The 23,903-nt window shown below is 48.1% G+C and carries 14 protein-coding genes; 6 read left to right on the top strand and 8 right to left on the bottom strand.

Annotated elements, in window-relative coordinates; translation table 11 throughout:
- Nucleotides 1-421: 421 nt before the first annotated feature.
- Complete coding sequence (locus K0C01_RS03015; RefSeq protein WP_221170578.1) at nucleotides 422-1,147, bottom strand: phosphatase PAP2 family protein; 726 nt, start codon at nucleotides 1,145-1,147, stop codon at nucleotides 422-424.
- Nucleotides 1,148-1,301: 154 nt separating this feature from the next.
- Here K0C01_RS03015 and K0C01_RS03020 point away from each other — a divergent pair, with 154 nt between their 5' ends.
- On the top strand, nucleotides 1,302-2,012 hold the full coding sequence (locus tag K0C01_RS03020) for a DUF6517 family protein (protein ID WP_221170579.1): 711 nt from the start codon (nucleotides 1,302-1,304) through the stop codon (nucleotides 2,010-2,012).
- A 77-nt stretch (nucleotides 2,013-2,089) separates the two neighbouring features.
- On the top strand, nucleotides 2,090-3,007 hold the full coding sequence (uppS, locus tag K0C01_RS03025) for a polyprenyl diphosphate synthase (protein WP_221171180.1): 918 nt from the start codon (nucleotides 2,090-2,092) through the stop codon (nucleotides 3,005-3,007).
- Between the two features lie 91 nt (nucleotides 3,008-3,098).
- Here the strand turns inward: uppS and K0C01_RS03030 are convergent, their stop codons facing one another.
- The 5 genes from K0C01_RS03030 to K0C01_RS03050 all read right to left on the bottom strand — a co-directional run bounded on the left by K0C01_RS03030 (nucleotide 3,099) and on the right by K0C01_RS03050 (nucleotide 12,834).
- Entirely contained in the window at nucleotides 3,099-4,355 is a 1,257-nt protein-coding gene (locus K0C01_RS03030) for an RNA-guided endonuclease InsQ/TnpB family protein (RefSeq protein WP_221170580.1), read from the bottom strand.
- A gap of 3 nt (nucleotides 4,356-4,358) precedes the next feature.
- Nucleotides 4,359-4,499 (bottom strand): DUF2080 family transposase-associated protein, encoded by a 141-nt coding sequence (locus tag K0C01_RS03035; protein ID WP_397541138.1) that lies wholly within the window; start codon nucleotides 4,497-4,499, stop codon nucleotides 4,359-4,361.
- Between the two features lie 233 nt (nucleotides 4,500-4,732).
- Complete coding sequence (locus K0C01_RS03040; protein WP_221170581.1) at nucleotides 4,733-7,648, bottom strand: PGF-pre-PGF domain-containing protein; 2,916 nt, start codon at nucleotides 7,646-7,648, stop codon at nucleotides 4,733-4,735.
- Between the two features lie 472 nt (nucleotides 7,649-8,120).
- Nucleotides 8,121-10,520 (bottom strand): efflux RND transporter permease subunit, encoded by a 2,400-nt coding sequence (locus K0C01_RS03045; RefSeq protein ID WP_221170582.1) that lies wholly within the window; start codon nucleotides 10,518-10,520, stop codon nucleotides 8,121-8,123.
- A gap of 55 nt (nucleotides 10,521-10,575) precedes the next feature.
- Nucleotides 10,576-12,834 carry a COG1361 S-layer family protein gene (locus K0C01_RS03050; RefSeq protein ID WP_221170583.1) on the bottom strand — a complete coding sequence of 753 codons (2,259 nt, stop codon included), beginning with the start codon at nucleotides 12,832-12,834 and terminating at the stop codon, nucleotides 10,576-10,578.
- A gap of 90 nt (nucleotides 12,835-12,924) precedes the next feature.
- On the opposite strand from K0C01_RS03050, the gene K0C01_RS03055 reads away from it, so the two are divergent.
- Nucleotides 12,925-13,551, top strand: a complete 627-nt coding sequence (locus tag K0C01_RS03055) for a TetR/AcrR family transcriptional regulator (RefSeq protein ID WP_221170584.1) — start codon at nucleotides 12,925-12,927, stop codon at nucleotides 13,549-13,551.
- Nucleotides 13,552-13,554: 3 nt separating this feature from the next.
- On the opposite strand, the gene K0C01_RS03060 is transcribed toward K0C01_RS03055, so the two are convergent.
- Nucleotides 13,555-17,361: a S8 family serine peptidase gene (locus K0C01_RS03060; RefSeq protein ID WP_221170585.1), complete on the bottom strand. Its 3,807-nt coding sequence runs from the start codon at nucleotides 17,359-17,361 to the stop codon at nucleotides 13,555-13,557.
- 177 nt (nucleotides 17,362-17,538) lie between these two features.
- Here K0C01_RS03060 and K0C01_RS03065 point away from each other — a divergent pair, with 177 nt between their 5' ends.
- A complete protein-coding gene (locus K0C01_RS03065; protein WP_221170586.1) occupies nucleotides 17,539-17,736 on the top strand; it encodes a dodecin in 198 nt (65 codons plus the stop codon).
- 185 nt (nucleotides 17,737-17,921) lie between these two features.
- Here K0C01_RS03065 and K0C01_RS03070 read toward each other — a convergent pair whose 3' ends face one another.
- On the bottom strand, nucleotides 17,922-21,689 hold the full coding sequence (locus tag K0C01_RS03070) for a S8 family serine peptidase (RefSeq protein WP_221170587.1): 3,768 nt from the start codon (nucleotides 21,687-21,689) through the stop codon (nucleotides 17,922-17,924).
- 126 nt (nucleotides 21,690-21,815) lie between these two features.
- Here K0C01_RS03070 and gatB point away from each other — a divergent pair, with 126 nt between their 5' ends.
- Both gatB and K0C01_RS03080 read left to right on the top strand, forming a co-directional pair.
- Complete coding sequence (gene gatB, locus K0C01_RS03075) at nucleotides 21,816-23,294, top strand: Asp-tRNA(Asn)/Glu-tRNA(Gln) amidotransferase subunit GatB (RefSeq protein WP_221170588.1); 1,479 nt, start codon at nucleotides 21,816-21,818, stop codon at nucleotides 23,292-23,294.
- Nucleotides 23,295-23,565: 271 nt separating this feature from the next.
- Nucleotides 23,566-23,886 (top strand): DUF8106 domain-containing protein, encoded by a 321-nt coding sequence (locus K0C01_RS03080; protein ID WP_221170589.1) that lies wholly within the window; start codon nucleotides 23,566-23,568, stop codon nucleotides 23,884-23,886.
- The last annotated feature ends 17 nt before the right edge of the window (nucleotides 23,887-23,903 follow it).

Genomic DNA, 23,903 nt, shown 5'->3' on the forward strand with positions numbered 1-23,903 from the left:
TTCCTTTGAGACGAGTGTCGATCCGGTGAGGATTCACAGAGTCGCCGATTCCTTCGTGATTTGCTGGCCAGCGACCGCTATCACGTCCTTCCTTTCGAGGCTACGGAGTGCTTCCTCGAGTTCGGAGACGGTAGACTCATTATCAAGTTCCGCTTTGTTGTAGCCAGTGTTGCATTAATACGAAGTGAATATAAATAACTTCGTACTTTCGCAACGAGCCGCTATGCGATCAGGACGACCGAGTCGTCTTCGAAACCGTCCATCGTCTCCTGAATCCGTCGCAACTGTTCGTCCACGCCTTCGAGTACTCGCTCGGCTCCTCAATCAGTTCCCAGAACGTAATAATAGAAACTTGACCAGTGTAGCCCAACGAGGATATTGCGGGTTCAGTCGCCTCACAGGCAATCCGATCAGCGGTGATCTATCGGATCGAAACAACGAATTGAGCAATACGATTGCGGATAGACGGTAACTCAACGATCTTCCAGCCAACAACTGCTCCAACAGTTCCAGCGAAGGCAATTAGGCTACGGGAGCTTGCCGCTGTAAAGATCACAGCAGCGAGTGCAAAGACAAGTGCAACAGCAAAGCTACGCTTAGGCTGCTCCCAGAGGAGTACTCGAGCAATGCCAAGATACAGCGCGCCAATCAGGATGGCTGCAATGACATCAGCAAGATAGTGGACCCCAAGACCGACACGGGAAAACGCGACCATCGCGATCAGCACACCAGCAGTGAGGTCACGCTGCCATGATTTACCAGTTGAGAAAAACAATGCCAGTCCACCCCACAGAATTGTCGCTGCCATTGTGTGCCCACTCGGGAAGCTATAGGGGCTAACAGCGACAGCATGCCATTCCTCTGGTGGTCGAGAGAGTCCAAACAGTGCCTCAAGGAACACAATCAAGCTGAGGCCACCAAAGACGATGGCGATGAATGCGACGGTGTTATCACTTGCAATCCGCGTCAGTTGTTCAGGGGAGCGGATATTCTGAACACGGGTGAAAAAGTCACCAAGATACAGCGAAGCAAGAACGGCTACAACGAGTAATAATTCGCCAGGAAGCGAGCCGAGAACAAAGATCCATTCGACAGACTCGGGGACAGCACCCCGAATTGATTCTGTTACGCCGAGATCACGATTCATTAGTTCATATCATTGTGTTTCTGGACGGTTAGACAACGCTGTACAGCGGAAATACGTTTGTGCTCATAAATAAACGTCCGTATTCGCTAATGAAATATAAATACCGGAGCAATGAAGCAGGTAGAACCCGAATATAAGAGCAATAGAGATTAATATGGTTTCGCGACGGCAAGTATTAGGAACAATTGGTGGAGCAGCACTGGTCGGGACAGCAGGCTGTGTTGATTTTGTCACTGGTGAGGGCCTATTCTATGAATCCGCACAGGCAACGGTTAGTGAAGAGGCGCTGAATGAGACCGGATACGCCGAAGACGAAATTGATTCTTTCGGCATTGATGAGTCAGTTGGTGCATTTGGCATATCCCGGACAGTGGAGATTACCAACTGGCAAGCCGAGTACGAACGGACAGTTGACATAGATGGCATAGATTCATTCTTCGAAGCAGGTAGTATTGATGAGATTACTGAAGCTCCATATTCGTTTGTGGCGGTAAGTACACCACAGGTGAGTGTATTCGGACAAGAGCTAAATCCGGTTGGAAATATGGATGCAGCAGAACTAATTGACAGAGTAGAGGGTCAATACGATGGGATCGCCAATATTGAGGAGCGTGAAGAAGTAGACGCAACGGTCCTTGATGAAAATACGACACTGACACGGTTCGAAGCAGAGGCCAGTGTTGCTGGAATTGAAGAATTCCCAATTATTATTGAGATTACAGAAGCAGTCGAATCGGAAGATGACCTAGTACTAACGGTTGCGACGTATCCTGACTTAGAAGAATTTGGAGAAAATCTGGTTGAGGACAATCCTGGAGCGGAAGAATCTGCAACGCTACGTGGCGGTGTTGAGCACCCACAGTGATACCTATCTGATTGTCATATTTGACGTGTCACCACAGCTGATCAAAATCCATCAGATTCATTAAATAAACTACCATACTGGAATATGTGATCCGTGATCGAGTCCGTCGAGCATATGAGCGACATCTTGAACGAACGATCACAGACCCTCCACAACATATTGCTGTGATTCAAGACGGGAACCGCCGATATGCCCGCAAAAAAGGTGCTGAACGGGAGACCAAAGGCCATCACAAAGGGGCCAAGACAACCGAGCAGCTACTGGATTGGTGTCAGGACTTTACTATTCAGGAGCTAACCTTGTATGCATTCTCAACAGAGAACTTCAATCGGCCACAAGAAGAACGCGAAGAACTGTTTGACCTCATCGAAGAGAAACTGTACGAGTTTGCTGAAAGCACGATGGTCCATGAAGAGCAAGTGAAAATCGTCGCGTTAGGTGAACGGAGTGAATTACCACAGCGTGTTCGGGCCGCAATCAGATATGCAGAAACCCAGACACAGGGCTACGATCAGTTTCGATTAAATGTGGCACTGGCATACGGCGGCCGATCAACGTTACTCGGAGCAACAAAACAAATTGCACGTGATGCAATTGAAGGCAACGTCGATCCAGAAGAAATCGATGTGGAAACAATCAAGGACCACCTGTATGAGGAGCCAATCCGGGATGTAGACCTGATTATCAGAACAGGTGGTGAAAAACGGACCAGTAACTTCCTGCCGTGGCATTCCAATGGCAACGAAGCCGCTGTCTACTTCTGTACACCATACTGGCCATCATTCTCTCGAAGTGACTTCTTACGAGGCCTCCGTACCTATGAGCACCGACAAGAGTCATTCCAGCAATCCAGAGTACAACGTGCCTTAGCGCTACTGCGAGAACTTGGATCAGCAGAGCTGGAAGAAGCACGAGAAATACTAAGCCGGACGAATACGGATGATCCAGAGTTACAGAGCGCAATTGAAAATAACTCTGGAGCAAAAGGCCGTTAGGCAGTGGAGATTATGCGAAAAAGGTTATGACAGGGCAGACGGCGAGGACCACATGAAACACTGTCGATAGGTTGTTGTGAACTACCCCACCCTACTCGCTCACCGCTGACGCGGGTCGCTTCTTGAGGGTGGGGCTTCCTGTTTCCACGACGCGCTTTGCAGGAACAACCGCAGTTCCCGCAGGGAGCGCAGGCTCCACAGGCGTTGATTCGGAGTGTCCCATTCCTAGTTCAGAAAGACCGCGAAAAAGAACATTCAACGCGGCATTCAAATCTCTATCCGCTTCAAACCCACATGATGGACACGAATGTTCACGTATCCACAGTGGTTTATCTGTCTCCACACCACACTCTGCACACTCTTTGGTCGTCCCCCTTGGGTCAACCGCAACGAAGTGCGTTCCCTCTCGCTCACACTTGTATTCCAGTAGTTCGGTGAAGGTATTCCACGCCGCAGACGCCGTGTTGCGGCTGTTGCGCGGCGATTCCAGCATTCCTTTCACGTTGAGGTCTTCAACAGCCACAAGGTCATACTCCCGAGCGTAGTATGCCGAGAGTTTGTGCAGGAAATCACGCCGCTTACGCTTGATTTGCTGATGACACTCTGCTACTGTCTGGCGTTGTTTCTCCCAGTTGTTCGACCGATGTTCTTTGCGCGAGAGACTCCGTTGCTCCCGTTCCAAGCGGTCGCGCTCGTCCGAAAGGTCAAGTGAGCCAACTGCCACACCGTCCGTATCGTGGGCGTACTTCAGAATCCCCACGTCAATGCCAACCATGTCGTCAGTGTTAATCTCATCCAGTGACGGTTTCTCCGGTTTTTCTTTGTCGTCAACGGCGAGAGAAGCGTACCATTCTCCAGTGGGTTCTTTCTTGAGTGTGACTTCTTTGATTGTTTCATCGTCGGGGATGTCTCGGTGACACTCTATTGGAATATCCGCAAGTTTCGACAGTGAAAGGACAGTCTGGCCGTTCTTCTTGTCGAACTCGAAGCCAGACTGAACATACGTGAAACTGCGGAACTCTCTGGGAAGTTTCCAGTTGAGACTGCCGACGCTGTACCCTTTCTTTTTCAGTTCAGAGAGCGCTTTGATACTGTCTTCAATCCGCATGACAGCAGCTTGTGCGACCGTTGCGTACAGGTCGTTTAATTTATCCCACCAGTCTTTGAGGGCGGGAAGTTGGTCACGGACTTGTCGTACACGTTGATTGAGTGTTCCCGCCGATTCGGGAATTTTGTCAAACTCTCTGAGCGCGTGGTTGTAGAGTTGCCTACAGGTATCGCGGTGGTAATCCAACACCTCACGCTGTTGGTCAGTTGGTTTGAGTTGGAATCTGTAGGCGTAGTGCATTGGTTACTCGGTCGGTTCTGATGTACGGACGATTTTCACGTCTGCGCCGCGCCAGCGTTTTGGGACGAGGACGTGTGCGCCGTTGCCGGTGGGTTTCACCTCGCCGTCGATGACTTCGTGGCCTTCAATTTCGTGTCTATCCATCACCAGAGTTTAGACATTGTTTCAACATAAATCTGCCGGTTCGTGGGGCTGTGGGTTGAGTGGAGAACGTGTCTGAGGGACGAAGACGGCGGTGTATCCCCTCCCTACTGCGCTACTCGGCCTTCGGCCTGCTTGCTCCTTGAGGAAGGGGGCTTACCGCCTAAAATCAGCTAAAAAGAGAGCAATGAGCGGGCTATCAAATAAAGAAATCAGGTTTGCGAAAATTCGTGAACTTACTGACGTAAGAGTTCTGAGATACTTAGATTCTCGTCAGTCTGCTGTTGCTGATAGAATAGGTATATTAGAAATGCGAGAATGACAAGAAGGATGATGAGAACCGGAATCAGCATCCACGTCGAGAAGAATCCATCTTCTTCTTCCTCGTCAACTTCGTCAGTGTCGTCTTCTTCAACATCAGCAGTAATTGCGAACAGCGAGAAGTCTGGTACCTCGGTGCGAAGCGTAATTACATCATCTGTCTCCTCAGTTGCAGTGATCTCGAGTGTTTCCCACGTTCCGGCGGTGTCGTTGTATCGAACGACAGACAGATTGTCAACATCACCATTGACATCATCAACAGCATCAGTTGAGACATTCATCAGCGTGGAGCCGGATTGGTCAGTCGCAGCATCCGGAACGTCGAGTTGAGACGTAACAATAGTCTCATTGTCTCCATCAAATGGTTCACCAACCTCCGGTGGAGTCTGGTTTAACAGTGTCGTTGTAACAGCACCACTGATTTCACCTTGAACACGGAGTTCCTCAAGTGATGTTGCACCAGTAAATCCGTAAATGGTCTCATCAGCGTCTGAATCGTATGTTGGATCATTGTTTGTTTCGGCACGTTCTGCCGTCACGTTCTGTGAAATATTGACCAGATCACGAATATCATCTTCATCATCGAGTACGTCAGGGTTTGACAGAACTCGAAGTGACGCCGTGTCGTCATTGCCCTCGTATGTAGCCTCAATATCAACGACGCCTGATCCCACCCCTGTGACTGTTGTATCATCAACCGAAGCAATGTCGTCATCGGCACTGGTGATGGTTGCGTCATCAGTTACGTCGATATCTGTATCGTTACTGAGTTGTGCGGTCACGGTAGCTTCAGTTGTCCGGTCGACACGGATTTGATTAGCATCGAGTTCCAGTTCAATCTCCTCAACTGCAGCAACCACACTCACCGTCGCCTCTGCAGAATCGTTGGCTGATGCAACAGTAAATATTACATCGCCAATATCATCGACAGCGGTTTCGTATGTAAATGTATTAGAGAATGTATCACCAGCGCCAATCGTCACATTCTCTTCAGTAGCTTCGAGTTCATCATCAACAAGGAACTCAATATCCTGTGTTCCTTCAAGATCACCAGTGTTTTCAATTTCATAGTCAATCTCAATATCATCACCTTCGGTAACTTCGTCTGGTGAACCAGTGATGGAAACCTCAAAGTTCGGATCTGCTAAATCAAACGTGAGATTACGCTCAAATGTACCATCCTCGTAGTCAATCGGACTTTCTTCTGATGTAGGCCCATCTTCATCGCCAAATCTGAATGAAACCTCATCAGCATCATCGGCACTAAGCGTTAACTTGGATGCAAACGCTCCCTCATCCGCATAGAACCCATCTTCATCGACTGTAGTGCTGTTTGATTCCACAATACCGTCGTCATCAAGAGCAACAGCGTAGATTTCAGTCCCTTCTTCTAATGGTTCATCATCACCATCCAATGCTTGACCATAATAGCCCGTCGGCAGCCCCGGGCTACCATCAGGACGGTCTGCGGGTTGAATACTAGTTGTTCCGACGGCACCAGAGGAACCAGACCCGTCATTTGCCGAGGAAGCAGTTGACGCAGTACTGGTACTTTGAGTAGTTGAATCGAAGGATACACTGCCATCATTGACTGACGCAGTGGCTTCATCATTTGCAGTTCTAATTGTTACATTGTACGGAGTATCAACATTATCAACATTGAATTCTGCATTGATAGATGCATCTGGATCTAAGTCTTTGACCAACTGCTGGTCTGTAAAGTCATTATCAATGACTTCAAGTGTCACGATCTGAGTTCCGCTGGCATCTCCGTCGTTGTTAATTGCTGCTTCGATAGTGTCGCCGTTGTCGTTCACAATCCCATCAATATCATCGATGAAGAACTCAGCAACATCATTCTCAAGAACATCATTGAATCGTGCATCGGTGTTATACGAGGGATCATCAATAGTCCGCTCTCCAATTTCGTCATCAGCTTCTAACCAGTATGCTTCAAACTCAGCAATTGGTCGATCAGGCTGATTAATCACGCCAAAATCAGCGTCATAAACTGTGAGATCATCATCGTCGAAGTCAATACCACCAAGGTCATCGTTGATTGCTGCAGGAGTTTCATCTGGGTCAGAGATATTGTAGTTTGAGCCGACAAAATGCCAGCCTTCACTGATCGTTACCTCCTCATGGCCAGTCGAATCATCATCGAATTCAAGCCCAAGTCGGGCATCAGCATCGGCGTCAAAGTACCATCCTTCGTGTAGATCTACCGTCTCAGTTGTGTACTCATCGGTTGGGCCATTATCAGATGGCGTAACGTATGCATCTTCAGTCGGATCCCACTGGTAGCTTCCTGTCACGTTCTCTGTGTATAGGTCTGCATTCTGTGGTATCGAAACAGAGCTGAAGCCATTATCAGTGAGATTTCGCACTTCATGAACAATGCGGGTGCTTGTCGTCGCAACAGTCTCTACGTCATCAGAATTAGATTCATATAGCAGGTCAACAGACGCATCATCTGGATTACTCAGGTCATCAGGAAACACGCCCACATTGGTCGGATCAATTTCTGTATCAAATGTTCCGTCGGTGATATCATCATCGTTGATACTTGCAACTACGCTTTGTTCAATTGCAACATGATACTCGCCGTCAGTATTTGTAACACCATCAGCTGATACTGTGACAGTATCATCGTTAACAACGCCAATAAAATCAGCATCAATTTCGAATGACTCTACTTCAACATCCGTTGATGACTGTGTTTCTGTCGGAGATGGGGCAGTAATGTTGACTGCACCAGCAGCGGCAAACAAAACGAGCACTGTCACAACGAGAAGAACGCGAAATGGTCTATGAGCCTGTGTATCTATCATGGTAGATCGGAGCTGTATGCTCTGAAGGAATGATCGATCCAACTGGTTTGCCACCAACCGGCCACAACGACAAGATGTGCGCTGGGTCTACCCGCAATGAAACTACAATCTGTAACGGGCCAACTTCCGAATCAGGTATACTGGGAGATCGGAGAGTAGGAAAACCCGGATGGCAATCATAACTCGTCGATGGGAATCTCTGTGCCGAGAAACCAGACGGTAGCAAGCCGAATAATGCGGAGGGCAAAGCAGGTCGATCAAAGGCAGAGTACCCCAGAAGCGACGGTGTCATCAATCCTATAGTCATATGCCAACGAGTAACAAAAGCATAATGGTGAAGGCATACACCACAGAATGGTTGGAAGAAAAGACCATACAACCAAAATAAAGGCCACTTTGCGTGTCGCCTCCGGTCAGCACCCGAAACAACTGTTGAAACCAGCAGTATCGAGGATAGCGTGGCTATAGCGCCTTACTGCATTACTTTCTCCCACAGGATCAACGTTGGTGGCAAAACAAGGATTGCAGTCAGGAACGAGTACAGCACACTGATTGACATCAAGATCCCGAACTGGCCAAGAATTGGAATAATCGCCAAGATAAGTGCTGATGCACCACCAAGTGTAGTCAGCATACTACCAGTCAGTGCACCACCAGTACCACGAAGGGTTGTCATGAGTGCTTCGTAGCTATCATCTTCGTACTCATCGATAAACCGGTGGGTGATATGGACAGAATACGCCACTCCAACCCCGATTGTAATTGAGAGAATTGTTGCGGTCATTGCATTAAGTGGAATCCCAATCAGCGGCATTGTACCAACTAGTAGCACGACTGTCACGACAATCGGGACAAGGTTAGCCAGTCCGATGGAGGCATACCCTTCGAGGACGTGGTAGATGAACATTAAGAACAGTGCTGTGGCGATCAGCGCAATGATCAGTCCCAGTATCGCAGAGTCAAAGATCAGATCACCAATTTGCTGGTAAACGACAATCGTACCGGCCGGAGTTGCTTCATAGGGATAATCTGCGGCCATTGACTGGATGTCTTCGACGATTTCTTCGTCATCAGCATCGGCTTCAACATCATACTGGATCGTTGCATACCGATAATCGTCGGTGACATATTCGCGGGCATCATCACCGTACTCTGACGCAAAGAGATCATCAAGTAATGGGCGGACGTTTTCATCCGGAGCTCCAGAGTCCGTCGTATCACTTGCTTCAAGTTTGTTTGCAAACTCGGGATCATCATCAGCGTAGCTGTGCATAACATCAATGATGCTCTGTGAATCCGCCATTCCCTCGTCGTCAGTGATTATCGTAGAAGGCGGATTCTCTCCAACGCGGTGCAGTTGCTCAAGACTACCATCAGCGTGCATCGGTCCTTTGATATAGAGCTCAACTTGGTCGTCATCACCGGACGCAAAGGTGTCTTCGATATAGTTGATAATCTCCGTTGAAGAATACTCACCCGGTGTCATTGGATCAGGGAACTGATAGACATATGCCGGGAGATCCTCCGGTGGAAGGAAGTCATCATCGTCGAAGGTTGTATCAACCTGCACAGCTGCGATCCCACCACCGACGGTAATTAATCCAACAACGAGTAGCAATGCAATCGGAGCCTTGCGGCCGATGATTGCTCCTGCTGGCAGAATTTTGCCAAGCAGAGAATCTTCTGAACCAAGTGGCTGGGATCCAAATTCAGGAAGGTTGTATTGTTCCCGAAGGCGGTCAAGATAGACCTTCATTGCTGGGAAGAATATGCCAAAAATCAGGAACGTAAAGACCACGCCGAAGGCGGCAACCAATCCGAATTCAGCAATTGGCCCAAGATCACTGATTGCATTGGCACCGAATCCAATCATTGTTGTTCCGGCAACAATGAAAAACGCAACCAGAAGTTGGTCGGTTGCAGCATCCATACTCTGTCCAATATCTTGATCTTGCACTCGTTCTTCCCGATAGCGGTTAACAGCGTGAATGCCGAAGTCAACGCCAATTGCAAGTAACAATGGGGGAATCGCAATCATCATCTCAGAGAATGGGACACCAGCAAGGCCGGTGAATCCAAACGTCCAGATAATGACCATCGCAAGCGATGTAAGACCAAGTAGTAGATCAACCGGATCACGGTAGGCAACGATCAAAAACAGCAGGATAAGGACCACAACAACGGGGATTACAAGCCCAAGCGAATCGCCGATAATTGCATCGAACTCTTCATCGATTAACCCGTCAGAGAGCATCATGTACTCGCCAGGATAGGAATCGCTAACACGATCTGCGTACTGCTGGATTGTATCAGTATCGCCAGAGATATCCAGAATAGTCAGTGATGCTGCTGCGGATTGATCTTCAGGATTATAATCTTCATCAAGTAAGTCATCCAGTCCAGTTTCTTCAAGAAGTTCCTCGGTTTCTCGTTCAACTGTACTATCGGGAGCTGCCTGCAGGACATCGTGTTGCTCCTGTGGCGTTTCAGCGGCTGGATCAATTGACTGGGCAACACCAGGAGCAACACCGGTAACACCCTCAACATCAAGTCCAGGGTGATCATCGATTTGTGCAATGACACGAAGATTTCGCTCAAGTCCATCGGGCGTGAGTACATTCTCATCGCGATGGATCATCTGAAGGCTGTTTGTATCCTCGCCATAGGGGGCAGTAAACTGATCATCAATATTTTCGCCTGCATCATATGCATCAACACCTTCAGCGAATTCCTCAGTTCCTTCCTCTGCTTCAACATTGACAAGACCGACAGCAAAGACACCTGTCAGCGTGAGAAACAGGAGAATAATCAGTCCTGGATAGCGGACAATCAGCGTTCCAAGCCTATCAAGGATATCTTCAACAGTACTCATTGTATGGAAACGGCCGATGGATGCTTAGTGATCAGTACTACTGCCAAAGGGGGATTCATGATCCTCGGAGTGATGGGATTGCGTCAAAGTATCGAAGTGCAATTGCGCCACCACCAACGAGAAGGATACCAAAGATCAGGGCAATCTGGATCCAGTTTCGCTCTTCGGCAGTGACATCAACAGGGACAGTGTACACATCTGAGAGCTGTGTGTCACCATCGCTGTCCTCATACTGGAAGTCAACCTCCGCAGGATATGTCTTCTCAACAGCAGTGCTGGAAGCATCAATCGTGAACTCAACAGTTGCCGTTTCATTAGCAGCAAGACTGTCGATAAACGCTTGATCGTCATCACTACTCAGTGGATCTTCCGTGTAGAGCATCGCTTCAATATCTGTGACATCTTCATCAAGTTGGTTTGTCACTTCAAGCGTCAGGGTCTCACTGCCGTCGATTGGGACGCTGGCATCGATAATCTCGACATTAAACTCATCTCGTTCTGAATCAACATCCAGTGGAGCAAACAGCGGGGAAACTGTATATTGATCCCCATCGGTGTTTTCGTAATCTGTTTGTAATGAGAGGGCTCGTGGACCGGGTTCAGCGTCGCCGCTAACATCAACGCTTAGCGCAAATGATGTAGACTCACCAGCATCGAGCGTACCGATGTAGTAATTGTCTGTTTTGACTTCTACATTGTCGACATCTCCAACTGAGAAGTCCTCGATGTCGGTCTCTTCTGGTCGCAGAATGACATGAGATAGTTCCTCGTCACCGACATTCGTGATGTTCCCTGTAATAGTGCTGGATTCACCAACATACAGATCTGCTTCCTCAATATCAACTGTAAAGTCCTGTGATGGAAGTACATCAGCACCGACTGTTGCTGAGGCTGATTCACGGTCAAGACCATCATCAGTTTCGTATTCAACGGTTGCACGAACCGGTAAGTTGTCACTTGGCGCGTCACCATCAACCGTTATTGTGACATTGGCAGTGTGCGTGTCTCCTTCAGCCCACTCACCAATTTCGACTTCACTAGCTCCTTCTGGCAATTCAGCATCAGGAGATTGCGCCTGAAATCCAACAACCGCATCGGAAATGTCGCCATAATCCTGATTTGTCAGCTCAACTGGGACCGTTCGTGTTTCACCAACCCGGAGCGGATCACCACCGTAGTCAGCACTAAAGCGCTGTTCAGAGTCAACACTGACACCGGAAATCACAGCCCGAGATGTCCGGTCAGCACCGTCGTCTCGGTAGTCAACAGTCACTGCAAAGGTCGCATCATCAATTGGTGTTCCATCATCGGTCGTACCGGACACGGAGACACTGTGTTCCTCATCACTGCTCCAGTCACCAATGTATTCTTCATCTTGGCCACCGGTGATTGTCACGGCACTACTGAGGGATTGAACCTGGACAGTTGCATCAGAGATACTGTCTCCGGTGTTTTCAACATCAATATCAACAGTCCCTGTTTCGCCGTATCGGAGTGTCGAGGCATCAATATCGGCATCAAACTGTTGATCGTCATCAATTGGAACTGTTGTGATCAGTTCTCGGGATTGCTGTGTGACACCATTTTCGTCCTTGAATTCAACGCTTGTCCGCAGTGGGACATCACCAGCAAGCGTTTCGTCTGTTACTTCAAGATCAACCGAGAAGTCATCGGACTCGCCATCTGCAAGTTCATCAAGAGAGCGCTCAGTTGGTGCCAATACATCAACACCACTGATTGCTGGTTCAATATCTACAGTAACATCGGATGCTGATTCATATCCCACATTTTCCAGTTCATAATCGATAGTTCCGGGCTCTCCAATCTGGATTTCACCGTCAGCATCACCAGTAAAGTACGCCTGTTCTTCAACCTGTAGTGTTACATCAACATCGGTTGACTGTCCTTCTTCATAGTACACTGTCATTGTCGTGTCAACAGTAGTATCGTCATTTCGCTCGTCAGCAAATCGAAGCGAATCATCCGCAACAACAGTGAATGATGTAGAAACAGTCGAGTTACTTGAAATACTGGACGTGATATATTGTTGTTCGGTTCGAACATCAAGCTCGTCTGGATCATCAGGAGACAACTCTGCACTGATATTCCCAACGGTGTTTGTCACACCGGTAGCCTCCTCCCCTCGGTACTGCAGGTCAATCGTGACTGTCTGTTCAGCACCGGGGTCAAGTTGAGGTTCTGGAACAAATGCACCAAAATCTTCATCTGTTTCATCGGCTGCCGCTGTTCCAGCACCAAGTGCGGGAATTGCAAGCACAAAGAGACCAACGACTACCCAGCGGGTCATTCGCATTGTTGGTATGTATTATAACAAGTACCTTGATAATGTTTTTGATTGATCAATCAACAAAGCTTAAAGTACCCTGATTGGTGATATGGAGACATGGCAGACGAGGGGGAGCAACCGGAGGATGTCAATGCTCTGTTCTTCGATGATCCAGAAGACACACAGCGGAAACTGCTGGCGGCAACGTACCGAGCGTTATGTGAGCACGGATATGCTGATTTGTCTTTGCAGACAATTGGTGATGAGTTCGGTAAGAGTACGTCACTAATATACTATCACTACGACAGCAAAGACGAGCTTGTGCTCGATACGCTGGACGCAATGCTTGACCAACTTGAGGAAACGCTCTCAGATCATCCAGATGATCCAGAGGCAGCACTGGAGGTATATCTGGACATGATTGAGCCGGGGAAAACAGAGGAGCCTACCCTTGAACGAGCAATTGTGGAGCTTCGAGGACAAGCACCAAATAGTGAGCAGTATCAAAAGCGATTCAATCGCGCTGATGCTGTGATCGATCAACGACTCAAACAAGTCGTACAGGCTGGAATTGAGCAAGGAGTTTTCGTTGATCAAGATCCTGAAGAAACAGGGCGCGTATTGTATACGCTGCTGACGGGGGTCATGGTCCGCAGAGCATCGACAAATAACGACGAGTGGGTCACGTCAATTAGCAATGAAGTTCGAAATCGACTGTATGGCGATAAGTCACAAGATAGCTAAGCGTTAGTTTCGATACCGCAGCCACACTGTCGCAATCAAAAGCGCAATCACGGCGGCCGCAACACCGAGTCCAGGAATCCCATCATCTTCGTCGTCAATCTCGTCCGGGCCAAGAACTGTTACCGTGCCAAATGACTCATCGTTGAGCAGCACATCATACTCGCCTGGCTCATCTAACGTTACACTGAACGTCTCAGACTGTTCATCGTTTGCATCAATAAGGACGACATCATCAACAAGTGTAGTATCGCCGACCGCTAGTGTACGTTTGAACGTGCCGTCGCCGTCACCACTATTTGTCAGCTCGACGGTGACATCCAGCGTGTCACCGGCTTCAATTTCATCATCAAATGAAACATTAGCGGTGATGTTTGCGCTTGCTGCCTCCTCATCGACGATAACTGTGTCAGTGTAGGTATCATTCGATGTACTGACTGTAAAGCTATATTCACCTTCAGCAAGATCATCTGGAGTCTCATGTGCTAAGGAAACAATCTCGGATTCATTGGGCGCAAGTGTGACCGGTGCAGTATCGACATGTTCGCCATCAAATTGGTACTCAACGTCATCGGTTCCTGAAACAAGACCCTGATTCTCGATGTTGGCAAACAGATCAAATCGGTCACCTGGTTGTATTTCACTAACCGCAAGTACCTCGTTGATATTCATGAACGGTACACCCTCACCATAGACACCGATCGTACTGTATTCATCAACTGCTGCCGAGACGGTCTGTTGGTCAGTGTCTACAGTTGAGCCCTGAATTACATTCCATGATCCGTTGTCAAACCGGTAAAACTGCAGCGAGTTCTCGTTAACAACGGTTGTTTCATCCGTATCATACCCAACAGTGATATTAGTTTCAGCTGCAGCGTTATAGCTAGTCAAATTATAGAATGCGCCAATTGGGCCATGGCTATCTAGTGAATCTGGTTCATCAGCTGGTGTGATCGCTGTCTCTGTCGCACTGAGTGTTACTTGCCGGTCGATGTACTCACCGTCAATAATATTCGAGTCGAATGGTACGTCCTCAAACACAAGATCACCGTCCTCTAGGTTACTATCGCCAATTGTCGATGTTTCCGTGCCAGCAGTGAACTGGGCAGCCGTTTCGTCAGCGACGACTGTCGAGTCGATAATCTCAACGTCTGTACTTTCGGCGAGGACAATGCCAGTCTCAAGATTATCAAGATCGGCATCAAGTACGTCCGCACCGGATGTGTCAGTAATCTCAAGCCCGGTATCGCCGTCAGTAACGGAGACATACGACATTTGACCAACAGAACCACCGTCGATAATAATTCCATCACCTGATCCAGAGAGATCAACATCCAGATTTTCAGCATCGGAAACTGCCCCTTCAATGATAACACCGCTGTCGTCTACAGTCGCAGTGATATCATTTAGGTCGGTAAATCCGGTATCAACGATGACTCCAGTACCGACGTTGTCGTATGTTGCGGTAGTCAGTTGATCACCAGACGTCGCAACGGTACCAACAGACGGACCATCAACAGACAGATCAGTCGCAGTAACGTCAGATTCGCTCATTGCAATTCCGGTATCAACATCTCCAGAGACAGCAACTGACTCAAGATGTGCACCAACGCCGTCAATATCAATACCAGTTGTTTCATCATCAGATGAGCCACTGATATCAATTGTTGCTGTCCCATCATCACCAGTGAGCGTCATCGAACGGTCGATATGAACCGCTGTTGGCTGACTATCGTCGACGGACTCGTCAAACGTTGTATCAGAATCAAGTGACAGCGTTGTACCACCATCTAAGACATTAATGACCGTTTGCAGTCGTTCTGGATCAAAGTCATCAGGAACATGCACAGGGTCGGGATGGACATGAGTCGTTGTCGTTGAAAATGAAATAGATTCTGATTCACCTGTACCTGTAAAGGTATGGTTCAGCGTGGCAGTTCCGAACGCACTCTCGTTAGACGTGACAGAAAGATCAAGTGAATCTCCATCAACATTGATTGCACTATCAATCTCTCCATCATCATGTTCAATAGTAAATAACTCAGAGTTAATGGCTGCTCCATCGCCGCTTACACCGTCAATCGAAACAGAATATGTATCGACATTTGCAAGATCAAATTCAACAGGATAACTCTCTCCGGGGTCAGCACGTGAAGGAGCATCAGTTCTAACGGCTACATCGGTTGTTTCTTCAAGTTCAAAATCGGTCTCATTGATGATTTCTTCATCTTCAATATTGATTGATGTAGTCGCAGGAGCCCACCCAAAAGCGCTGGCCGTGATATCTTGTTCACCTGCTGGAACGCTAAGTTCATACTCTCCGTGGGCGTCTGTAGCTGTGCTGGTACCTTCGGATGATTCAACAGTCGCAGATTCAAGTGGCTCGTCACTACCCCTCACTTCACCGGTCACAATGCCACCATCGAAGGCTTCAGTTGCCGCTGCAAAGCTATCAACGATCCCATATCCATACTCAGTATCAAGGGAGCCAGTGCCGTCAGGATGATCAGCAGTTGAGGTCAATATTTCTTCAGTCTCCCTTGGTGCAATTTCGTCCTGAGAATCAAATATTGAGAGCACCAAGGCTGCACTTCCTGCAACATGTGGTGATGCCATACTTGTTCCTGAAATTCCAGTAAGTTCATCCTCAGTCCCTGCATTTGCACTTAGAACGTTAACGCCGGGAGCTGATAAGTTCGGAACAGTGTACTCATCCGGCCAGTCATCAGGTGCTTCATCTTTCCATGCACCGTCAGTATCAATCACTTCACCGCTGGAAAAGTTAGGAACATTTTTATCTTGATCAACAGCTCCAGCAGAAAGTACCGTGTATATGTTTCCGGGAGTTCCGGAAGTTTCTTGCCCATCGTTACCAATTGCTGCAGAAACAATCTGGCCAGCATCACGTGCATTTTCTACGGGCTCAATGAATTCATCATGATAACCCTCTGAGCCGAGACTCATCTGGAGAATATCAATCTCATTGTCACGTTCGGTCGCCCATTCCATACCAGTAATAATCTGAGTGAAGGTTCCAAACCCATCATCGTCGAGGGCTTTTATCCCATATAGGTCAGCTTCAGGAGCAACGCCAATTGCAGTCCCGGAGGCATCACCACCGGCAACGGTTCCAGCAACATGAGTTCCATGACCGTCATTGTCTTGTGGTTCAGAGTCGACAGGGTCCCCATTACTGTCAAAGTGGGCCCAGTCTTCGAGTTCAATGTCTGCATGGTCATCATCAACACCAGTATCAAGGACGGCAACACCGACACCCTCTCCTTGTGTATCATAGGTCTCCCATGTCTCAGGAGCCCTGACCATATCGAGTCCATATGTCGTTTCAGTATCTTGTGTCGTTGAATGGTCAGTAGTAGTGTTAGACGCTGTCTGTGAACTGCTATTAACAGAGACATTGAAGTTCGGATGAACTCGGTCGGCTCCAGAAACATTTGTTAGATCATCCTCTGAGAGTACACTACTGTCATATTCAATTAACATCGCATTAGCAAGCCAGAGAGATTCCTGAATATCAACATAGGGACTCTCATCTGCTGCATCAGCAAATGTCGCTTGGCTGTCTTCTGCATGTGCTTGCAAGTCAGCTGTCGAAGAAATATCAGCAGTTTGTGCGCCATCAGAAAACCGAACAACTGCAGTCTCTGTCGTATCATTGTCAGTGTGGGTGGCCGCTGTGTCAGGAACGAGTGGATTTGAATCAACTCCTCCCCCGCCAGCGGCAACTGGAACAAAGACCAGACCCAAAAGTACCGCCACACCAATGACAAGAAGCATTCGCTGCTGTGTAGCCATAACAGACATAATTTGATGAGACTAATAAGCGGCATGCCGCAGTTGATCAAGCTGATAATTTCGCCAAAAGGGACAGTAATAGAAAATTAGCAAGCCAGACAGACGACGACATATCAGAACCGCCAGAACGCATATGTTACCTCCGGTCAAAGATGAATGTGGAGGTAATGCATACCAATGGTATTTAAGAAAATTACACTCATCGGAATGAGTGAGGAAAGTTTTGATGACGCTGTTGACAATGCAATCGATGAAGCACAAGAAACAGTTGATAATATCCACTGGGTTGAAGTTGATGAGTTTGGCGTTGAGGTTGCATCGGTGCCAGACCGACAGTATCAGGCCGAAGTGACGGTCGCGTTTGAAGTCGAATAATCCAGAGTTGAAAGCTCGGAGGTCTATATTCTCTCAGGATACCGATCAACGCATTATAGCGGCAATCGGGGTTTCGACTATCCGGGCTGCCGAGATAAGGAGATTATAAACGTATTTGTCAAAGTAGCAGAGTCAGCTACCTCGGGGACAAGCTCCGTGCATCCACCTCAATATTTCTGTGAACATCAAATATTCTCAGTATACCGCCACTCTAAAAGAGCGAACCCAAGAATCACAAGTAATGTTCCGACAACGAGGAGCAGTAGCTGTGGATATTCATCCAACAACGATTGATCTGATTCAACAGTGAGCGTTCCGACCTGCTGTCCGTTGACGGCTATGTCATATTCACCTGGATCCAGTGGCTCACTACTAATTGTTGTTGTCATCACATTATCGGGTTCGACATAACCAACAGTATTGTTGATTTCAGTGTCATCTGCAGTGACCGAAATCGGATATGTGCCGGGAAGATCACCAGCATTCTCAAGGGTAACAGATACTTCTGGAGACTGTTCAGATGAAATGGTTGCGTTAAAGAGTACTGAGTCAGTGAGTGAAATATCAGCACCAGTAGCGTCTGAATCAACAGTATAGCTCCCGTTCCATGTAGTATTCATAGTAGAAATTTGGTATGGGAACACCCCGGAAGCGTGGTCTTCTGGGTCATGAAGTAAGGCAACTTCAGTATCGGAATGTGGAGCAAGCGAAATATCGGCGGTATCAACGGTTGTGTCGTTGGCAAAATAGCTGACGGTATCCTCGGCTGAAGCGGCTCCCTCATTTGAAAGCGTGACACTTGCATCAAGTCGGTCATCAGGAGCAATCGTATCCGGAATGGTGACCCCAGTTACATTGACATATGGAGCACCATCACCGTAGAGTGCCGCTGTCGTATCTGTGTCAATCGTGACATCCAGCTGTGACTGGTTAAGTGTATACGCATTCTCATCGAATGCAGTCCAGTCACCGCCGGCGTGTTCGTACAATGCGACAGTATCAGAAGCAACACCGCGTGTTGCCCACTCATCATACTGTGTTGTCATCGATAATCTCCCATCTGATGACTGCGGAGATACATTGAACGCACTACCAACAAGACCGTTACCTGCTGGCGGCAGCGAAGTTGATCCATTCAATTCGACCACTGTATCGGTGCCATCAAACGTAGTTGTCACGTCCTCGTGTTGGAGTGAAACATCTGTGGCTGACTTTTGACCATCAAAGACGATTGCCGTGTCGCCGACAGAAACATCGTCAACGGTGATCCCAGTCGCATTTCCACCAAAATCAAACGCTGTTTCTGTGTCTTCGATAGTACCATCGGCAATCTCAAGCTCGATGGTATCAGTAACATCAACGCCCGTTGTGCTGTCGGTAATCGAAAGCCCAGTTAATATCTCGATAGTACCCCCATCAACAAACACACCTGTGTCTGCGGTATTGATAGTGAGATTCGCTACCGTCGAGATATCCTCGGTCACGGCCAAGCCTGTCTCAACATCAGTAAGCGTAAGATCAAACACGTCATTATCGTCCGCAGAACTATCTCCACCGATTTGCGGATCATCAATCGGGCCATCAGTAACCTCAACACCGACAGTCATGTTGGTTACATCGACGTTTGAAATCGTCCCACCACCAAGGACAATACCGGTATCGGCATCGCCAGATAGTACAACATTCTCAAGCGAGCTGTCCATTGAGATACCAGCACCAATCCCTTGTTCAGTCGCCGTTGTATCCTCAACAGCGATAGTTGCCATCCCTCCTTCACCACGTAGTGTGATATCTTTATCAAGAGTAACACCGACGGGTTGCTGATCATCAGCAGTTACAGAGAATGTCTGATCAGCATCAAGTCCAATTGTTGTTCCCGGAGCAACAAAGTCGACGAGATTCTGTAACTGATCGGGGTCGTCATCTGTTGGAACCGTCAGTGGATCAGGATGAATAGTTGTTCCAGTTGTTTGTATTGTTGTTGTTTCGTCTAATCCTTCGAACGTATGTGTAACATTGAGTGTCCCGACGAAATCACTGGGGGGAGTAATTGACACGTTGATTATCTCTTCGACCGAAGCACTGTGGTATGTCTCACTGGGGCTGAGCTCTTGACCGTTAACTTGGATGGCAAAATCGTCAGTGTCCACGGGATTCCCGGCGAGGTCAGTTGCCTCAAGCTGCGCTGTATAATTATGTACCTGTAGAGTCTCGTGGCTGACAGTATAGTCCTCACCAGAAGCGAGATAGTCAGGAGCTGGTGACTGCAGTTCAGTCTCAAATGTCTGGGTGTCAAGATGGAAATCAATCTCAATCGGATCGCTATGCTCATCCGGCGTTATTTCTTTTTCAACCGGTTCCCAGCCGACTAGATCAACAGTAATTGTTTGGGTTTCACCCTCACTTGTTATCGGGAGTGTATATGCCCCGTCAGTATCGGTTGTCGTCGAATACTCACCAAAGTTAGACTGCACAAGTGCATGTTCTGCAGAGATATTTTCTCCACTGGCATCCGTGAGTGTTACCTCACCAGTAACCTCGATGTCAGATGTTGCGTAGGCCATTGCCGAGTAGCTATCAACAAGACCGTGTCCATGGCGATGATCGACTTGATTAGGTCCTTCAGGATGAACGGCTGTTTCAGCAATTGCTTCCTCAGCGGTTGGCACGTCAACCTCATCGTCTGTCAGTAGCAGCGCTGCAATTCCAGCGACATGCGGGGAAGACATGCTTGTGCCGGATTTTTCAACGAGTCCAGTTCCATCATCAGAGCCTGCCTCCGCACTCAAGATGTCATCACCGGGAGCAACAACATCAGGGACAGTATATTCATCGGGCCAGTCCGGATCGGGCCAGTCATCTGAAGATTGGTTCCACTGTTCTGCCGTATTAATAACCTCACCGCCAGAGAAGAACGTAATCTCACTATCTTCATCGACTGCACCGGTCGAGAATGATTCATACACATTGCCGGGAGAACCAGATCCGTTTTCACCTTCGTTACCAACAGACGCAGACACCATAATGTCATTGTCGGCGGCTTTTTGGATCGGATCAATGAGGACCTCAGCAGTGGAGTTATCTGTTCCAAAGCTCATCTGCATGACATCAATATCGGCCTCGGAGTCCTCAATCGCCCACTCAATCCCAGCGATGATCTGTGCAAACGTACCACTAGCATCATCACCATCGAGCACTTGTACTCCGTGAAGCTCCGCATCGGGAGCAACACCAATTGCTGTTCCGTCCACAGGGTCCCCGGCAATGGTCCCGCCAACATGTGTTCCATGGCCATCCTGATCATCCGCATCTTCTGGATTGTCGCTAGTTAGTGTACCATTTTCATCAAATGCAGCCCATTCATCAATTTCAATCGCGTCGTGATCGGGATCTAATCCAGTATCCAGAACCGCAACATCGACGCCATCACCGGTCGTATCAAAGGTCTCTCGTGTTTCGTGGGCACGTATCATGTCGAGACCATACGTCGAGTCTGCAGCCTGTGTGCCGATTGCCGACGACGTAGTCTTAGAATCAGAGTTAGCAGAAACAGTGAGTTTCGAATGGTCATAGACATCCTCAACACCGTCGATGGAAGCAATATAGGACTGATTTACAGCTGTGGTGTTGGCACTAACAACAGCGCTACTGGTGAGCCAGAAGCTATTCTGGACATCAAGATAGGAGCGATTAGCAGCATACGACTGAAATGACTCCTGCGATTGATCAGCTGCTGCCTGTAGTGTCTCCGGTGACGTATCATTGTCAAGCAGATCAGTTGTATTAAACGTGACAAGATACGTTGTCTCAGAAGTGGTTGTTGTGCTGGTATTTTGGGCGTGAGAAATCGCTTGTGCGTCAGGGCCGAGGGCAATGCCAGAATGCACGAAAAGGCCGAATCCAGCGATTACAGCGAAGAATAGAAGAAAAGCAAGCCCGCGGCGTGCGTACATGTTCGCTAGATTTTACCCGTAGTAAGATAAGTGACATGGAAGATCATATTGGTACTGAAAATCCAAGCAGATCCGCACAGAGAAAGTTAGCGAAGACATTTATGAATTGACGACAAACGACGGATAATGAGTACGCAGGCGACACAAACCGACAGTGATACTTATACTGTCGTCATCGGGCTTGAGGTACACGTTCAACTTGAGACCGATACCAAGATTTTCTGTGGCTGTTCGACGGAGCCAGCAGACGAACCAAACACACATACATGCCCGGTTTGTCTCGGATTACCGGGGGCACTGCCGGTACTGAATGAAGCAGCCGTTGAAGCAGCTGTCAAAGTCGGAAAAGCACTCGACTCGAATATTCCTGAAGAAACACGATTCCACCGGAAAAACTACTATTATCCAGATCTTCCGAAGAATTTCCAGATTACACAGTACGATAACCCAATCTGTCAGGGTGGGACCCTTGAGATCAGTCATCAGGACGAGCGTCGAGAGATTGGCATTAGACGTGCCCATCTTGAAGAAGACCCGGGGAGTCTACAACACGTTGGAGGCTCAATTGACACAGCCGATTATACGCTGGTCAATTATAACCGAGCCGGAACGCCACTGCTAGAGATTGTAACAGAACCAGATTTCCGGGACCCGGAAGAAGTTCGAGCATTCTTAGCGAAACTTGAAGAAGTGCTTGAGTATCTTGGTGTCTTTGATGCCAGTCGAGATGGCTCACTGCGCGTTGATGCAAATATCTCGCTAATTGAAGGCGATCATAACACGATCGAGTCAGAGACACTAGAAGAAGCCAACCGAACCGAGGTCAAGAACATCTCCTCGCATAAGGGCGCTGAAAAGGCACTCTCATACGAAGTGACACGACAGAAAAACGCTCTCTCCCGGGGCCGAGCAATTGATCAAGAAACACGGCACTGGGATGAATCAAAAGGCATCACCGTTTCGATGCGGTCAAAAGAAGAAGAAAAAGATTATCGGTACTTCGAAGAAGCAAACCTCCCACCGCTACAGGTTTCAGACTGGAAAGACAAGCTTTCAATTCCGGAATTGCCCGATGCCAGGCGAGAGCGGTTCCAGGAAGAGTATGATATTGACGCCGAATCAGCCGACAAGCTGACAACAACAAAGCAGGTGGCTGATTTTTTCGAAGCAACCGCAGACGAGTTTGATCCAGGGCTAGCGGCGACGTGGGTCGCCGATACACTGCTCGGAGAGCTACACTATCGGGACATGATAATTACTGATGTAGATGATCGATTTGATGAGTTCCGTCGACTCATTGAGTTAGTGGATAACGAGGAGATTACAGAAAAGAATGCCCGTGAGGTTGTTCTGCGAACAATGCTGGATGAGCAAAAAGACCCAGATACAATTGTAGATGAAGAAGGGCTCGGAAAAACAGATGATGATGCCGTCGCAGCGGCTGTGACTGAGGCAGTTAATGAGAACCCACAGGCGGTTGAAGATTACCGCAGTGGCGAAGGTGATGCGCTAAACTATCTGGTCGGACAGGTCATGCAAAAGACCGGCGGTAGTGCGGATCCTCAAACTGTCAATCAGTTGCTTCGTGAAGAACTGGCAGACTAACAGGTATTGGACGTTTAGCAGTTTTTCAGTGATTTGCTTACTATACACCTCCAGTATAATAGCAGTTATAATCTCTTTTTCACCCATTTTACTGGCACATATCCAAACATACAGTGATGCGGATCGGTAAATGATGTGGAAAAGAAAATTCGTCGTAAAATTTGCGTGAATAGTTGAGATATGTCAGTAGATCACGGATTGTATGAGTACATTAACCAATGAAAATGAACAACCAAGGAGGTTATTTACATCCAGAACGTACCCGTAATTGATGCCACACCCCTCCGAAACAGACGACGGGACGGATCGTATCTCGACCCTCTATTGTCCCGATTGTACCCATCACAGCCCTTACGATGGTGACTGGCGACTTCAGGGGCGTGGCGACCGTCTTGCATTTGTCTGTCCAGACTGTGGAACCGTGCTAACAACGATTCCACGGACAGAAGAAGATCCTGTGCTTCCAGAAGAACACAGAGATCCCGAAGACGGCTTTGCCCAACTCCTGAAAGAGCCGGTTCGAATTGGGCTAGACGCAGGATCGAACGTACTCGATAAAGTACGACCAGACCGATCAACGCCCGCAGACTAACACCGATTGCGGGAGAG

This window comes from Salinarchaeum sp. IM2453 (assembly GCF_019693215.1).
Classification (GTDB): domain Archaea; phylum Halobacteriota; class Halobacteria; order Halobacteriales; family Salinarchaeaceae; genus IM2453.

Bases quoted from the DNA above. Each gene is read 5' to 3' on its own strand.
- K0C01_RS03055 (WP_221170584.1), top strand. From the start codon at position 12,925: ATGGCAGACGAGGGGGAGCAACCGGAGGATGTCAATGCTCTGTTCTTC.
- K0C01_RS03015 (WP_221170578.1), bottom strand. From the start codon at position 1,147: ATGAATCGTGATCTCGGCGTAACAGAATCAATTCGGGGTGCTGTCCCC.
- K0C01_RS03045 (WP_221170582.1), bottom strand. From the start codon at position 10,520: ATGAGTACTGTTGAAGATATCCTTGATAGGCTTGGAACGCTGATTGTC.
- K0C01_RS03070 (WP_221170587.1), bottom strand. From the start codon at position 21,689: ATGTACGCACGCCGCGGGCTTGCTTTTCTTCTATTCTTCGCTGTAATC.
- K0C01_RS03035 (WP_397541138.1), bottom strand. From the start codon at position 4,499: ATGGATAGACACGAAATTGAAGGCCACGAAGTCATCGACGGCGAGGTG.
- gatB (WP_221170588.1), top strand. From the start codon at position 21,816: ATGAGTACGCAGGCGACACAAACCGACAGTGATACTTATACTGTCGTC.
- K0C01_RS03065 (WP_221170586.1), top strand. From the start codon at position 17,539: ATGGTATTTAAGAAAATTACACTCATCGGAATGAGTGAGGAAAGTTTT.
- K0C01_RS03030 (WP_221170580.1), bottom strand. From the start codon at position 4,355: ATGCACTACGCCTACAGATTCCAACTCAAACCAACTGACCAACAGCGT.
- K0C01_RS03080 (WP_221170589.1), top strand. From the start codon at position 23,566: ATGCCACACCCCTCCGAAACAGACGACGGGACGGATCGTATCTCGACC.
- K0C01_RS03020 (WP_221170579.1), top strand. From the start codon at position 1,302: ATGGTTTCGCGACGGCAAGTATTAGGAACAATTGGTGGAGCAGCACTG.
- K0C01_RS03040 (WP_221170581.1), bottom strand. From the start codon at position 7,648: ATGATAGATACACAGGCTCATAGACCATTTCGCGTTCTTCTCGTTGTG.
- K0C01_RS03060 (WP_221170585.1), bottom strand. From the start codon at position 17,361: ATGGCTACACAGCAGCGAATGCTTCTTGTCATTGGTGTGGCGGTACTT.
- K0C01_RS03050 (WP_221170583.1), bottom strand. From the start codon at position 12,834: ATGCGAATGACCCGCTGGGTAGTCGTTGGTCTCTTTGTGCTTGCAATT.